At 33.5% G+C, this 14,429-nt stretch carries 13 protein-coding genes; 1 reads left to right on the forward strand and 12 read right to left on the reverse strand.

Annotation, left to right across the window (positions count from 1 at the left end; genetic code table 11):
- Positions 1 to 216: 216 nt before the first annotated feature.
- Together FYJ71_RS06460 and FYJ71_RS06465 are read right to left on the reverse strand one after the other, a co-directional pair.
- On the reverse strand, positions 217 to 726 hold the full coding sequence (locus FYJ71_RS06460; RefSeq protein ID WP_154537981.1) for a hypothetical protein: 510 nt from the start codon (positions 724 to 726) through the stop codon (positions 217 to 219).
- A gap of 351 nt (positions 727 to 1,077) precedes the next feature.
- Positions 1,078 to 1,665, reverse strand: a complete 588-nt coding sequence (locus tag FYJ71_RS06465) for a nitroreductase family protein (protein WP_331468048.1) — start codon at positions 1,663 to 1,665, stop codon at positions 1,078 to 1,080.
- Positions 1,666 to 1,968: 303 nt separating this feature from the next.
- Between FYJ71_RS06465 and FYJ71_RS06470 the strand changes: the two genes are divergently transcribed.
- Positions 1,969 to 2,772, forward strand: a complete 804-nt coding sequence (locus FYJ71_RS06470) for a thermonuclease family protein (protein WP_154537982.1) — start codon at positions 1,969 to 1,971, stop codon at positions 2,770 to 2,772.
- Between the two features lie 72 nt (positions 2,773 to 2,844).
- Here the strand turns inward: FYJ71_RS06470 and FYJ71_RS06475 are convergent, their stop codons facing one another.
- The 10 genes from FYJ71_RS06475 to FYJ71_RS06520 all read right to left on the reverse strand — a co-directional run bounded on the left by FYJ71_RS06475 (position 2,845) and on the right by FYJ71_RS06520 (position 14,304).
- A complete protein-coding gene (locus FYJ71_RS06475; RefSeq protein WP_154537983.1) occupies positions 2,845 to 3,798 on the reverse strand; it encodes a Gfo/Idh/MocA family protein in 954 nt (317 codons plus the stop codon).
- A 71-nt stretch (positions 3,799 to 3,869) separates the two neighbouring features.
- Positions 3,870 to 5,861, reverse strand: a complete 1,992-nt coding sequence (tkt, locus tag FYJ71_RS06480; RefSeq protein WP_154537984.1) for a transketolase — start codon at positions 5,859 to 5,861, stop codon at positions 3,870 to 3,872.
- A gap of 384 nt (positions 5,862 to 6,245) precedes the next feature.
- On the reverse strand, positions 6,246 to 6,767 hold the full coding sequence (locus FYJ71_RS06485) for a gamma carbonic anhydrase family protein (protein WP_154537985.1): 522 nt from the start codon (positions 6,765 to 6,767) through the stop codon (positions 6,246 to 6,248).
- Positions 6,768 to 6,795: 28 nt separating this feature from the next.
- Positions 6,796 to 7,485 (reverse strand): DNA alkylation repair protein, encoded by a 690-nt coding sequence (locus tag FYJ71_RS06490; RefSeq protein WP_154537986.1) that lies wholly within the window; start codon positions 7,483 to 7,485, stop codon positions 6,796 to 6,798.
- Positions 7,486 to 7,575: 90 nt separating this feature from the next.
- Positions 7,576 to 8,340: a 4-hydroxy-tetrahydrodipicolinate reductase gene (dapB, locus tag FYJ71_RS06495; RefSeq protein WP_154537987.1), complete on the reverse strand. Its 765-nt coding sequence runs from the start codon at positions 8,338 to 8,340 to the stop codon at positions 7,576 to 7,578.
- 246 nt (positions 8,341 to 8,586) lie between these two features.
- Positions 8,587 to 9,456, reverse strand: a complete 870-nt coding sequence (locus FYJ71_RS06500) for a uroporphyrinogen decarboxylase family protein (protein ID WP_154537988.1) — start codon at positions 9,454 to 9,456, stop codon at positions 8,587 to 8,589.
- 118 nt (positions 9,457 to 9,574) lie between these two features.
- Entirely contained in the window at positions 9,575 to 11,383 is a 1,809-nt protein-coding gene (locus FYJ71_RS06505) for an ASKHA domain-containing protein (RefSeq protein ID WP_154537989.1), read from the reverse strand.
- A gap of 3 nt (positions 11,384 to 11,386) precedes the next feature.
- A complete protein-coding gene (locus tag FYJ71_RS06510) occupies positions 11,387 to 12,418 on the reverse strand; it encodes a methylcobamide:CoM methyltransferase MtbA (protein ID WP_154537990.1) in 1,032 nt (343 codons plus the stop codon).
- A gap of 18 nt (positions 12,419 to 12,436) precedes the next feature.
- The gene (locus FYJ71_RS06515; protein ID WP_154537991.1) at positions 12,437 to 13,093 is read right to left on the reverse strand and encodes a corrinoid protein; all 657 of its coding nucleotides are present in this window, start codon (positions 13,091 to 13,093) and stop codon (positions 12,437 to 12,439) included.
- 140 nt (positions 13,094 to 13,233) lie between these two features.
- A complete protein-coding gene (locus FYJ71_RS06520; protein ID WP_154537992.1) occupies positions 13,234 to 14,304 on the reverse strand; it encodes a uroporphyrinogen decarboxylase family protein in 1,071 nt (356 codons plus the stop codon).
- Positions 14,305 to 14,429 lie beyond the last annotated feature (125 nt).

The following is a 14,429-nucleotide window of genomic DNA, read 5'->3' on the forward strand; positions in this document are numbered from 1 at the left end:
GATATACGATTATATCAATACTATCCAAATATGATATATCTGATAAATTTACTATATAGTTAACTTATATAGTTTTTGAAAATCCAGTATAATATATCATAAAAAGTTGATAGTGTCAACTTTTTATGGAGTTTTTTTGTCCAAATCGTCAAGTATATGATATCAGTCCTCCCTCAGTTATAACACCAAAATTAGATGGGTTTAAATATTAAATTATTATTTTAAAATCGCATAGTATTCTTCCATACTACACTCTTCGATTTTTACATTATTTGAAATACCTATGTAATACTCAATTTTATGCTTACTTTTAGCCATATTGCTCAAATTCACTATTTTTTTTATATTTTTAGGCAAATCATCATAGCAAATTGGTTCTAAGTAAAAATAAAAACCATCTTTATCAATTTCATAGTTTTCTGTTTTACCTTTAAAAAACTCATCTACCTCAGCACTATCATTAAATATTAATATCGATGAATTTGAAATAGTAGACATATTCATCCATCCAATTGAAATCCTATTAATATCATTATCTTTTTTAAAACTTAGTACATCCAGTAGAAGATTTAATATATATACTTTTTTTGAATCAGTATGTTTCATGTTCCATTCTTCAAAGGAGTATGGAACATAAATCTCATTTATATGGTTATTCATTTTCATATTATTGATTTCTATAGGTATTTTTTTCCAAAGCCTACTTACAAATCTATTTTTTTTCATAAAAATTCCCTCGGATTTGATTTTGCTAAATACTCTTCCATTTTTTTCTCCTTTATTTGTGTCAAATACAACAGAATCATGTTAAAAATATAAAATATCTTGCATTACATTAATAATATACCAAAAAAAAATTGATTTCAATATCAAAATCTAATATGTACTGAATATTAGTAATTGAGCATAACTAGTATTAGTTTGACAAATACTAAGTACCAATTTAGAGCATTAAAATACCCCATTTCTATACTCATACACAATATCACTGCAAGAGAAGAAATGAGGTATTAATCCAAATACTAAGACCAATATCTACTAGCTTTTTATTTCTTGGTCATGTACATCATCCAACAACTACTTAACAAATTTCACTCTATTCGATATATCTTCCTTTTCCTTTGCATCAGGCTCTGAAATAATTCCACCGAACGGCATCTGAGCATCTAGCACATAGCTATCGGGCAAATCAAATAAATCCCTAACCATATGATCTATTGCTGGGTTGTAATGCTGTAAACTTGCTCCAATGCCTAGCTCTCTCAAGCCACTCCACAATGAGATCTGTAGCATTGCAGATGATTGACTCGCCCATTTCGGAAAATTGTCAGCATACAGTGGGAATTGATCCTGAAGTCCCTTTACCACATTCTTGTCATAGAAATAAAGAATTGTTCCGTAACCACTCTTAAAACTATCGATTTTTTCTCTTGCAACCTTTCCACCAAATGCGTCATATATTTTGTCCCAAAGCTCATCTTGTTTTGAACCTGTTGCAACAACAATCCTCGTACTCTTCATATTAAATGCATCTGGTATCAATTCAGTAGCTTCATTAATCAACTCAACAACCTTATCCTCTGAAACTGGTATATCCTTATTAATTCCGTAATATGTCCTTCTTGCCCTCAAACTTTCTAATATTTTCATTCTTAATTTTTGCATATGATCTACATTTAAATCATATACTCTCCTTCCCTTCATTATTTTATCATCTTAATTATTAATTTTTAACTTCCACCTTTTGATATTATTAATGTACCCCTAATTAGATGTAAATATTCATGTGAGCTTTATTTTTTTTCAGAAATAGTATATAATTTTATTCATAGCTATTATGATTCACTGAAATTCAAGGTAATCACGAAAGTAATATTTCATAATATAAAAAAAATTGAAGATATCAAGCAAATATATCAACATATAATTTTGAAGATAAAATTAATTAGATTTGGAGAAAAAATAAAAATGAGATTAACTAACGACAGATTAAAAAAAATAGACACTAGAAAAGAGAAAAATATTAAAATATTGTTCACATTTATTATTTTGTTCATTAGTATCACGTTCCTTGCTGGCTGTAGCGACTTGTCATCTAGCAGTAGCGATTTTTATGAAACAGCAGAAGTTACAAAGGTAGTAGATGGAGATACAATAAATGTACAAATAAACGGAAAAGATTACAAGGTTAGGATGATAGGTGTAGATACTCCTGAAACTGTCCATCCAAGCAAGCCAGTTCAATTTTACGGTCGAGAAGCTAGTGATTATACCAAAAAAAATTTAACTGACAAAACTGTGTATCTGCAAAAAGACGTTTCAGATACAGATAAATATGGAAGGCTTTTAAGATATGTTTGGACAGCGGCACCAAGTAGTGACAATCCTTCTGAGGAGGAGATTATAGAATCTATGTACAACGCCAATTTGGTAAAAAATGGGTATGCACATGCGTATACCTATCAGCCTAATAGTAGATACAGCGATTTATTTTCAAAGCTACAATCATCAGCTCGTGAAAAAAACATCGGACTTTGGAATCCAGATTTGGAGAAAAAATTCAATAACGGTAATTCTGGCGAAAAAAATATTTCAACCAACTCAAAAAAATCAAGTGATGCCACATCAAATAAGATTAAAGGTAATAAAAAAAGCAAAATATATCATTTGCCAGGCTCAAAGACTTATAGCCAAGTAAGCGAAAAAAATGCAGTGTATTTTGACACTGAACAGGATGCCATAGACGCCGGTTACAAAAAATCTGGAAATTAAATATTTTATCAAAAAATGGCTAAACTAAGCACGCGATATTAACATATTTTGTGCTGATATTTAGCCATTTATTTATATCATTCTTGCTTTATCCACAATTTCCATTACTAAAAGACTATGATTCATTCTATCTTTTGCAGATTTAAGGTCTTTTTCATCAATAATTCTCTTAAATTCCTTAAACTCACTGTACATCCTATGCTCGTGTTCATTGATGTTAAATACCTTCCTGTCCCCAAGAATGTTTTCCAATACACTTGGAATTGAGTTTGTTGCACCATTCACGACAAAGCTACCTTTTTCACCCTGCACAGTTGTCCTAATTTCAGATGTCGAATCCTTTGCACCTATACAAACCACCTTTGTGGTTTCATATTCCATAATCAGTATTCCTGATGTATCAATTTCATTATCAATATTTGCCACATATTCAACCCTATTTGGTCTGCCAAGCAATCCAACAACAAAATGAATGTTGTAAATATTTATATCCATCAATGCTCCTCCACCCTTTTGTGGATCAAATGCCGGCAAAATTATCCCTTTCTTGAATGCGTCATATCTCGATGAATATTGTGAATAATTGCATTCTATTATTTTTATATCGCCAATGCGTTTTAAATTACTTTTTATGTACTCATAATTTTTTAGATATTGATTGGTTATTGCCTCTATCAATATTAGATTTTTTTCCTCAGCAAGCTCCTTTATTTCAATCAATTGATCCATATTAAGAGTAAATGGCTTTTCACAGATTACATTTTTACCGAACAACAATGCTTTTTTTGAATATTCATAATGAAGATGATTAGGGATTCCTATGTATACGGTGTCTATTTCTTGACTTTCAAGCATATTTTCATAATCAGTAAATACTTTTTCGATACTAAATATTTCCTTCAACTCAATTAACTTTTGTTTACTTCTCTCAGTTCCTGATATTCCAACTATTTCTATATCTAACTCTTTTAATATTGGTAACACATCGTTTACTATCATTCCAGATCCAACAATTCCTAGCCTCATAATAATCACCCTTCGTTTAATCCAAAAAGAGGAAGCGTATTTAACACCCCCTCTCAATTTATTTCAATTTACTAGAACATCAATTTTTTTGCTCTTTCTACCACGTTTTCAGTTGTAAATCCAAAATGCTTAAACAACACACTAGCTGGTGCAGATGCTCCAAAAGATGTCATACCAACAACATCTCCATCTATTCCAACGTATTTAAACCATGGCATTGTTCCACCGGCTTCAACCGCAAGTCTAGCTCTAACATTAGAAGGAAGAACTTCTTCTTTGTATTCCTTTGATTGCTTATCAAATATATCCATACATGGTACAGATACAACTCTAACAGATTTTCCTTCTCCTTCTAAAACAGCCTTTGCGTTTACAGCCAACTCTACCTCTGACCCAGAAGCAAGTAAAATTAAGTCAATGCTATCCTTATTAGATGCTTCGGAAATTACATATGCACCCTTAAATGCATCCTTTGATGAACCTTCTATCTGTGGTAAATTCTGTCTTGTCAACACGATAGCTGTAGGAGTAGATTTTGATCCCATGGCACTTGCCCATGCAACTGCAGTTTCAGTATAATCTGCCGGTCTGAATACATTTACATTTGGAATTGATCTAAGCATAGCTAGCTGTTCAACTGGTTCATGCGTTGGTCCGTCTTCTCCGACACCAATACTGTCATGTGTTAGCACATAGGCAACTGGTAGCCCCATCAATGCTGCCAATCTGATCATCGGCTTCATAAAATCACTAAACACAAAGAATGTTGCACAGAATGGCTTCAAACCACCATGTAAGTATATACCATTTGTAATAGCTGTCATAGCCATCTCTCTTACTCCAAAGTGAATATTTCTTCCCAATCTGTTTTCTGGTGAGAAGAATCCTTCATTTTTCATCTCTGATTTATTTGATGGAGCCAAGTCAGCCGATCCACCAATCATATTTGGATAGATTTCTTTTAATTTGTTGATTAAATCCCCAGAAACTGCTCTAGTAGCCATTGCCTTTGATTCATGCTTCCAGTATTCCTCTGAATTAATTATATTTTCAACATCTATATCTGAATGATATATATCCCACTGTTCTTTTAATTCTGGATATTCTGTACAATATTTTTCAAACATTGAATTCCATTTATCTTCCTGTATTGCATTCTCTTTGGCGATTGAATCATAGTGAGAGTAAATTTCTTCTGGTACTTCAAATGCTTCGTTGCTTTCCCAGCCCAAGAATTTTCTCAATTCTAATATATTTTCTTCTCCAAGAGGTTCTCCATGAGCAGATGCCTTGCCGACTTTGGCTGGACAACCATATCCAATCTGTGTTCTACAAATAATTATAGAAGGTCTTTCAAGATCTGCCTTTGCAGCATCTATCGCCTCGCCTATAGCTTTTAGATCATTTCCGTCTTCCACTATTTGAACTTGGAAACCAAAAGCCTCAAACCTTTTTGCTACATCTTCCTTGAATGCTGTCTCAGTATTACCCTCTATAGTTATATCATTTGAATCATATAATACTATCAGTTTTCCTAGTTTTAATGTACCTGCTAATGAAAGTGCTTCATAAGAAATACCTTCCATCAAACATCCATCACCAGTCATAGCAAACGTATAATGATCTACTACTGGATAACCATCTCTATTGAACTTAGCTGCCAAATGTGATTCTGCAATAGCCATACCGACTGCTGTAGATACACCAGCTCCCAATGGACCTGTCGTAGCTTCTACACCAACAGTATGTCCATATTCAGGATGTCCTGGTGTAAGATGATCAAGCTGTCTAAAGTTCTTAAGCTCATCAATAGTTAGACCTTCATATCCAAACATATGCAATAATGAGTACAAAAGAGCCGAACCATGACCAGCAGATAATATAAATCTATCTCTGTTTGACCAATTTGGATTTTGTGGATTGTGATTCATATGATTTGCCCATAATTCATATGCGGCTGGTGCTGCTCCCAAAGGCAATCCTGGATGTCCCGAATTAGCTTTTTGAATCTGATCAGCAGACAGTATTCTCAATGCGTCCACTGCTTTTTGATTGATATTCATTAATTTTCCTCCTATAATTTAAGCTTTCATCATTTGAAAACATTACTATCAAAAATATACTTATCTCATTCAATTTTATCATATATAAATAAAATGTTCAAATTAATAATTACAGCAGATAGTGTCATTTTTTTATTGATGTGTTGAAAACAACAATTGGTATTTATGCAGGTTTTATGGTGTATTTTTCAATCTCTTGCCCACTATTCATTTGACTATACAATCTGTTATTTTTAGAATATTGTTAGTATTGTTTAAAACCAATTGATAGTAAGTATCTAAAATGCTATAATAAAAATGTATACTGATTATACCAGTATCTTTTTTTATATTTATTTACATTGTTTGGATGGATAATTATGTCTAAAAAATTTAAAATTATATTTATTTACAAGCTTTTTTCATACTCTCAATTTTGTAGTTTTCAAGAAATACCATGTATTCTTCAGCATTTTCGATAATTCCCCTGATCTCATCTTCTGTCAGCTTTCTAACAGCTTTTGCTGGTGAACCAACTATCAATAATCCATCTCCAAAAACCTTGTTGCTTGTCACCAAAGATCCAGCACCGACTATACAATTTTTTCCTATTTTGGCACCATCCAAAACTATTGCACCCATACCAATAATCACATTATCATCAATATTTGCTCCATGTATTATGCATCCATGACCTAGTGATACATAGTCACCGAAAACGACTTCATCATATCCATGCACTACAACACTATCCTGAACATTACAGTTGTCGCCAAAAGTGATATTACAGCTATCTCCTCTTAGTGATGCATTCGGCCATACACTACACCTTTCTCCGAACTTAACTCCACCCGCAATCGTTGCTAGTTCATGTATAAAACAAGATTCAGGTATCACTGATTCCTTATCTAAATATTTTTCTATCATCCCTATCACCCTTTTCTAAAATAATACACTATTTTTTCAATGTCTTTAAATATTCCTTCGTATCGTCGTCGATCCTTCTACTTTCTACGGCTTTTTGAATAGATTTATTGTGTACAAATTTATCCATAGTTTTACCCTCTATCAGCCCAATAGTATGGTCATACTGTTTAATCAAGGCAAAACTAAAGTACCAAGCAATTGCCATATTGATATAATATTCATCTGACTTTATTGAAGAGACCAACTCCAACATTTCTGGTAAAAACTCATCATCAAGATAATTGTTCATCAATCTAACTATACCATATCTCTTGGTATATGTTTTATCACTTTTAATCCACTCTTTTATTTTTTTATATACTTCTCTTGGATATTTTTTAAATATAGGTGGTGAAAAACTATCGCAAGTCGCCCAATTATCAATATATGGAAGAATTTCTTCAGTCATTTTTATTAGATAGTCAAAATCCTTTACTGTACTGAGAATAAAGCAATGTAGATTATTTTCCTCATAGTATTGATGTGGTAAGTCCTGTAAAAATTCATCTATGTCTTCTCTCTTTGAAAATTCTTTTGCGAGCTTCTTTAACTCCGGACTACGCACCCCGATTATTTTCTCTTTATCAATATTCGGTATAAGCTTTGCATTAAAATCTCTATAACCTAAATCCTGTAAATCAAACAGCCTCGTTTGTATTTCTCTTGAAATTAAATTCATTTGTCCTCCCACCTACATTTTTCGATTTTTTTTATTAAATATTTTTTTATGAATATACTCTATAATCTCTTTGAGTATTCTTTGATTATTCTAATGGATATCTAGCAATACATCTTTCATATCAAAAAGTCCGTTTTCCTTATCCTTTAGATATAATATTGCTCTAACAGCACCATTTGCAAAGGATCTATCTGATTCTGCATGATGGCTAATAGTAATCACTTCATCGTTGCCTGCAAAAATAACATCATGATCACTAATTATTGTTCCACCTCTGACAGAATGAAAGCCGACCTCATTTTGTTGTCTCTTTGAGTTTGGACCGCTTCTTCCAAATGTTGTAAATAAATCTGGATTGGCAGATTTCATACTATTAAAAATCATCTTTGAAGTTCCGCTTGGAGCGTCCTCCTTCCTGTTGTGGTGCTTTTCAACTATCTCTATATCAAATCCTTTCAACAAATCACAAGCATTTTTCACTATATCTAAAAGCACATTTACTCCGAATCCAGTATTATGAGATAGCAATATCGGTATCTTTTTCGAAGCATCTTCAATATGTTTCTCATCAGATTCAGTAAGCCCAGTAGTCCCTATAACCAATGGAATACTCCTATCCAAACAAAATTTAACGACATCATATATATTTTCTCTATTTGAAAAATCAATTACCCCATCACATTCTTCCGATACGCTCAATATATTTTTGTATACTTTAAACCCTTGATGCTCATCTCCGTCTACGGATGCAGATCTAGAAACACCAAAAGCCAAACTAGTATCTGGATTAGACATTATTGAATCATAATTAGCCTTTCCCAATTTTCCGTAAAAACCAACTACTCCAAGTTTCATAAGTTCCTCCTTCGAAATATAATATTTAATATCTTATACTATCTACCATATATTATATAATATTTGTCCCACTTAATAAATGAAAAACCTTTCTTTTATATAAAAACGATACTTTTAAAAAAAAATAGCGAGGCAGCCTAGCTGTCTCGCTAATAAAGTCTAACTTTTTGGGTTCACATCATTCGTGGATAATGTGGGTATACCTTTTTATTTGGGACTCTTATGAGTCATCCCTTTTTTAAGTCACTATTTGAGATGAACAGCCTTGCAGATGCCATTCTTCAATTCATATTTAATATTTTTTATACACATTTGACCAACAAATTTTTCTTTTCCAACCAAATACGAGCATACTTCTCCGTATCTCATAGACGACGGTAACTCAATATCAACAAATTCTGCTTTTTCGGTTCCAATAAGTGAAAGCGTCGTCTTTGGACATAGTAATATCAATGCTCTATCTCCAGTTATCTCCTGCATTTTCTTTAGGTATTCATATGTAAATAATTCTACAACCTGTTCAGCCATCTTTGGTCCCAAAATGTTCACTCCACCTGAGGAATCAGCATAGCTTATCATGGTTACACCTCTATTCACTGCCTCCTCTATAATTTTTAGAACCTCATTACCTAGTTTCCAAAAAACCTCTTTCATCAAATCTGGTTTTTTTCTCATTGCTTTAAATACATAAACAGGATCAATTAATACATTCATTATTGTAAATGGACCTGCAACCTCAAGTACAACGTCTTCACCTTGCTCCCTAAGTATTTTACAAGCCTCAAGTACCTCAAAAATTCTACCAGAATTAAAGTCTATTTCCTTTAAGCCCAAAATTTCCTCTGGCTTTGTACAAATATACTCTTTGGCTCTAGGTCCTGCCTTTTCATCACCATAGTTTACAATTCCACCCATTGCCTCTGCTTCTACAGTATGACAAAATGGTAATTCACAAAACGTCGCCTCATCATATTCTTTTATTGCTTTAGCAATCTCAACCATTGATTCTCTTTTCATATAGGCATCAGGAAACTTCAAATCCAAGCTTTTTGTCACATTCTCATTTATACCAACAGAATTTTGAAAAGTACATTTGAAGTCGACAATCTTTGCCATAAAACCACTACCTTTCTAAAATCAATCCACAATTTCTAATAAATTTTCAATATTCTCTTATACGCAAGCAGCAAATTGCTATGAAAAAAATGAAAATTTATATAGTAGTATCTTTTTATCAAACTTTTGGGAATATCAGGCAATCAGAAAATAATCTTTCGTAACCTTTAACTGCACCTAATTCCATATAATCCATATTTATGGATAATTTTTCCATATTTTCTTTAACATCTTTTGACATAAGCGCCATATATGCACCGACCTTGGATGAATTACCGACATATTCAAGCTTGTCACTGATATCATCGGGCAGTATTCCAGTTCCAGTCAAACTATCTGCTGGCAAATGTGCCCCAAATTGACCAGCTATTACTACTTTATCCAATTCATCCATTGTTATTTCAGCTTTTTCCAGCAGTGCCAAAAATCCAGACAAAATTGCCCCCTTTGCCAATTGAACTTGTCTGACATCTCCTTGGGTAATGAGTATTTTCTCGTCTGATTTTCCATTTGAGTAAACTATAAACTCTCTCTTTTTTCCATTCATCTGTATCAGTTTGTTTCTAAAGTCATCTTCTTCCAATTTTTCTAGCTTAATAAAGGCTCCATCTTTTTTTATAATCTTAGACTTAACAAGCTCTCTGACGGCAGCAAGAATACCACTTCCGCAGATTCCAATTGGCTCCTTATCTCCAATAACCTTTAACGAAATATTTCCCTGTTCATCAATTTCAATATCTTCTATTGCTCCATCAGCAGCCCTCATTCCAGAACTGATATTCATTCCTTCCAGTGCTGGACCAGCAGCACACGAACAACACAGCAGTCGTCCAGATTTCGATAGTACGATTTCTCCATTTGTTCCAATATCTATAAATAAAATATTACCTTTTCTATTTTCCAAATTACACACATATGCACCTGAAACTATATCTGCGCCAATATAAGCAGACACTGAAGGTAGGCAATGAAGTCTCCCAAATCTAGAAATATCTATTCCAATATCATTAGCTGGAATATTTTTTGAAGAAGTGAAAATAGGTGCATATGGAGATTTTCCAATAGTTTTTGCACTCACGCCTAAAAGCATATGCATCATCGTGCAGTTTGCACTTACAACCATCTCATATATAGATTTTCTAGAAATCCCCTCTTTATTGCAAATATCTTCAATCATATCATTAATAGACTTCACAATTGCCTCTTGTAACTTTTCTTTTCCATCGGCTTTATTTTCTATCTCATAAGTAATTCTAGTCAAAACATCAAGCCCAAAATGTTTTTGAGCATTTATCATTGAAGAGTTAGAAAGCTCTTTTCCGGTATTCATATCTACAAGCTCGCACACAACAGTTGTAGTACCAATATCTACAGCTAAACCGTACAAGCTTTCCGTAGTATCTCCCACTTCAACTCCAATTACTTTCTCATCATACAGAACAACAGTATAAACCCCGTCATCATACTCAATTGATTGTAGATTATCAAACTGTATAGATTTTAACCCAGTAGCTTTTTTTAATTGTTCTTCAAATGGAGTCTGATTTTGCAAGCTCGGCTTCTCTATTTGAACTAATACCTTTTTTATATTGGTATTGAAATCAAACCTTGGTTTGTATCCTGCCGTCAAAACCTTATGCTCTCTTTCCTTTTGCAAAAGTTCAACTTTCAAATTTCCACTTGGTTTAACCATGCATGAAAGCCTTACTCCACTTTCAAGCTCACCTTCACTCAAAAGTTTCCTTTCAGTAACGGACGGTGATTCTACAGCACCATCGATAATTTTTACCTTACACTTTCCGCAAGTGCCTTTACCATTACATGGGTTATCCACAAAGTGACCCGATTCTAGCAGAATATCCAATAAATTTTCATTAGGACGGTATTCAATTTTTTCTTTTACATTTTTTACTTCGATACTAGGCATTATCTAGCTCTCCTCTTGATAATCTTCTTGCATAATCGCTTTAATTAGCGATTGTATATTCGCTATAGGTGATCTCGTTCCAAGCCCACAGGCAGGCGAAATAATATTTGAACCGCTCCTAATGCACGCCCTAGTCAAAGCCTGAACCTTTTCTTCAGTTGCAAATTCAAGAGCATATGTACTTACATTGCCCATCAAAACTCTATCACCCAAATGTTTTCTAGATTCCTTGATGGAAACTATGGAATCAAAGCTCAGCGCATCACTTGTAATCTTACCAACTTCATTATAGACATTTTTCATCTGACCACAAATATGGACAATCGTGCCTACATTTCTGTCCTTAATACCATCCAAAATCCTATTGATATACCTTACCACAAATTCATCAAAAAACTTTGGACCCAATATTTCACCTGTTCCACTCGGATCAGAAATAGCAATAACATCGGCACCGGCATCAATCTGAGCATTTGCAAATTTTATTATTTCATCTGTTACAAATTCCATATATTCATGCACTGTCTTGTTATCTTTTCTAAGACTCTTGTAAAAACTTACTGGTTCTATCACAGAGCTGGCAGTACTTATTGGACCTGTGATATTTCCAACAATAGGAGCGTCCAAGTTTTTTGATTTTAGAATTTTTATCGCATCCAAAACTACCCTTGCTCTTCCATTACTCAAGTCTATTGGTTTTAATTTTCTCCATTCGGATACGGAATCATATGCATAACCAGTTACGTGAGGTTCAAAAACCTTCGATCCCATTGTAACCTCTGCCCCCATTTCTTCAGCTTCTATGGTCATGCAAAATGGAACGCCAATATTTTCGAAGCATCCATTTTCATAGCTAGCCAAAGCTAAATTTGCCATCATCACTGGATCAAGATGAGCCTCAGGCCATGATATTCCAGATATGTCCATCAAATCTGTAGTTATCATATTCATCATTCCTCCAGGACAAATACAGGCGACCCTATCCGTTTTTTCTTTATTTAGTATTTTTAACAATCTTTCCTTGTCTGTAGTCATAAAAATCTCCCCGAAGCTCTAAGCTATCCCCACAAGCCTCTTGGCAAGCTTTACAGCTTCCACAGCATTTGATGAATATCCATCTGCACCTATTTCATCTGCAAATTTCTGTGAAATAGGACTTCCTCCTATCATGATTTTTATATCATCTCTAATTCCTCTATCTTTAAGCTTTTGAATGACAGTACTCATTCCATCCATAGTTGTCGTCATCAATGTCGACATACAAATAATTTTTGCATCGACTTCAATAGCTTTTTCAACGAAGCTATCCAATGGCACATCTCTTCCCAAATCATACATTTCAAATCCAGCAGTATCAAGCATTATTTTTACAAGGTTTTTTCCTATATCGTGAGTATCTCCTTCAACAACTCCTATCACTACCTTTATCTTATCTCCTTCATTATCTTGTGAAGGAATATGTGGCTTCAATATTTCCAGCCCTGCGTACATCGCATCTGAGCAAAGAAGTAAATCTGTAACAAAATACTCTTCTTCATCATATAGTACTCCAGCCTTGTTCATACCGTCTACCAAACCATCCATAATTCCCTCTAATGCAGGATATCCAGCTTCTATATATTCATTTGAAATATCGACAACATCTTCATCTTCCATTTCCAAAACACAATCTGATAATAATTTCAATAATTCTTCTTTTGATCTTGTCATAATAATTTCCTCCATTTAATTAAAAAACAATTTCTTATAGTTAAAAACAATAAAGATTATTATTAGTTTTTTCGTCACACTCAATCAAAAATCAGCCTTTAACAGCTAAATCTCAACTGCAAATAATGCGTCAAAAATCACTATTCCCAATTGCTCGAATTTAATGGATATTTTCCATATTTTCTCGCAGCATCCATAAATGCCTCCAGGTTTTCTAATGGAATATTCCCATTTAAGTCGCAGCCTGTGCACAAAATATATCCATTTTTACTATCATATGCTTCCTGAATACATTTTTTTACCGAATTATCAACATCCTCTGGTGTTCCAAGTATCATAGTTCCCACTGGATCTACATTTCCTACTAGCGGCATATATGGTTCAATCAATTCTTTTGCATAGCCTATTGGAACTCTATTGTCAATACTTATCATATCAGGCTTGGTTAATATCATCTCAGAAATAATTTTTTTAGTATCTCCGCAAATATGGTAACAAACTATACCATTATGTGCATGAATATTATCCATTAATTCTACAGTGTATGGAAGGACAAACTCCTTATATGTTTTAGCAGATATAATAGATCCCGATGCAATAGGCTCACAAAATAATATCATTGATCCAACAGAGATAAATTCGTTATGTATCTCTTTAAGTACATCTGTACAAAGCCTCATCAATTTATGAATATCATCAGGTCTTTTTATAGTACCCTTAAGCAGCTTTTCAACAGGATAAATACTTGCTGCGGCAGTAAATGGACCTGAAATCAAGGTTCCTGTTGGAACTTCTTGTCCCATTTTATCTACCAATATTTTTGCACAATCAAGATGTTTTCTGAAATCTTCACTATTTTCAAGCTTTGCCTTATTAAAATCAAGTGAATCTATATCAGACAAATCCTTTAATACATGATCGATTATTGCCGGAACAGCATCCTCTGGATCACTCATCTTGCTACCAAGTGCTTTTCCAACTGTGTGTAAACCATATTCTGCAATCAAAAGGTCGTTTCCAAATTTTCTATAGGCTTCTATTTGACATTGCGCCTCGCTTTCCGCAGTAGCTCTTTTCTGCCTGTGAGTCATACCTGCACATTTTCCAGACATCGAGCATATTAGTGGCATTGCCAAAATTCTGTCCATTTCTTGACCATTTAAAAAGCATCCCAATCTTTCAATAGGTGTCATTTGATCCCCTTTATGCATAACCATATCCTCCTAATTAGTAATAAATAGTTAGTAATAATAAAAAAGTGAAAAAAAGCGACTCAAAAATATAAAGTCATAATTATTCTCAAATCAGTCATTTATCCAATAACAAATATTAAAAA

It is taken from the genome of Peptostreptococcus porci, assembly GCF_009695815.1.
Lineage (GTDB): Bacteria > Bacillota > Clostridia > Peptostreptococcales > Peptostreptococcaceae > Peptostreptococcus > Peptostreptococcus porci.

What these genes read in the sequence shown, in the direction of transcription:
- FYJ71_RS06460 (WP_154537981.1), bottom strand. Translation starts at nt 726, where the DNA reads ATGAAAAAAAATAGATTTGTAAGTAGGCTTTGGAAAAAAATACCTATA.
- FYJ71_RS06465 (WP_331468048.1), bottom strand. Translation starts at nt 1,665, where the DNA reads ATGCAAAAATTAAGAATGAAAATATTAGAAAGTTTGAGGGCAAGAAGG.
- FYJ71_RS06470 (WP_154537982.1), top strand. Translation starts at nt 1,969, where the DNA reads ATGAGATTAACTAACGACAGATTAAAAAAAATAGACACTAGAAAAGAG.
- FYJ71_RS06475 (WP_154537983.1), bottom strand. Translation starts at nt 3,798, where the DNA reads ATGAGGCTAGGAATTGTTGGATCTGGAATGATAGTAAACGATGTGTTA.
- tkt (WP_154537984.1), bottom strand. Translation starts at nt 5,861, where the DNA reads ATGAATATCAATCAAAAAGCAGTGGACGCATTGAGAATACTGTCTGCT.
- FYJ71_RS06485 (WP_154537985.1), bottom strand. Translation starts at nt 6,767, where the DNA reads ATGATAGAAAAATATTTAGATAAGGAATCAGTGATACCTGAATCTTGT.
- FYJ71_RS06490 (WP_154537986.1), bottom strand. Translation starts at nt 7,485, where the DNA reads ATGAATTTAATTTCAAGAGAAATACAAACGAGGCTGTTTGATTTACAG.
- dapB (WP_154537987.1), bottom strand. Translation starts at nt 8,340, where the DNA reads ATGAAACTTGGAGTAGTTGGTTTTTACGGAAAATTGGGAAAGGCTAAT.
- FYJ71_RS06500 (WP_154537988.1), bottom strand. Translation starts at nt 9,456, where the DNA reads ATGGCAAAGATTGTCGACTTCAAATGTACTTTTCAAAATTCTGTTGGT.
- FYJ71_RS06505 (WP_154537989.1), bottom strand. Translation starts at nt 11,383, where the DNA reads ATGCCTAGTATCGAAGTAAAAAATGTAAAAGAAAAAATTGAATACCGT.
- FYJ71_RS06510 (WP_154537990.1), bottom strand. Translation starts at nt 12,418, where the DNA reads ATGACTACAGACAAGGAAAGATTGTTAAAAATACTAAATAAAGAAAAA.
- FYJ71_RS06515 (WP_154537991.1), bottom strand. Translation starts at nt 13,093, where the DNA reads ATGACAAGATCAAAAGAAGAATTATTGAAATTATTATCAGATTGTGTT.
- FYJ71_RS06520 (WP_154537992.1), bottom strand. Translation starts at nt 14,304, where the DNA reads ATGCATAAAGGGGATCAAATGACACCTATTGAAAGATTGGGATGCTTT.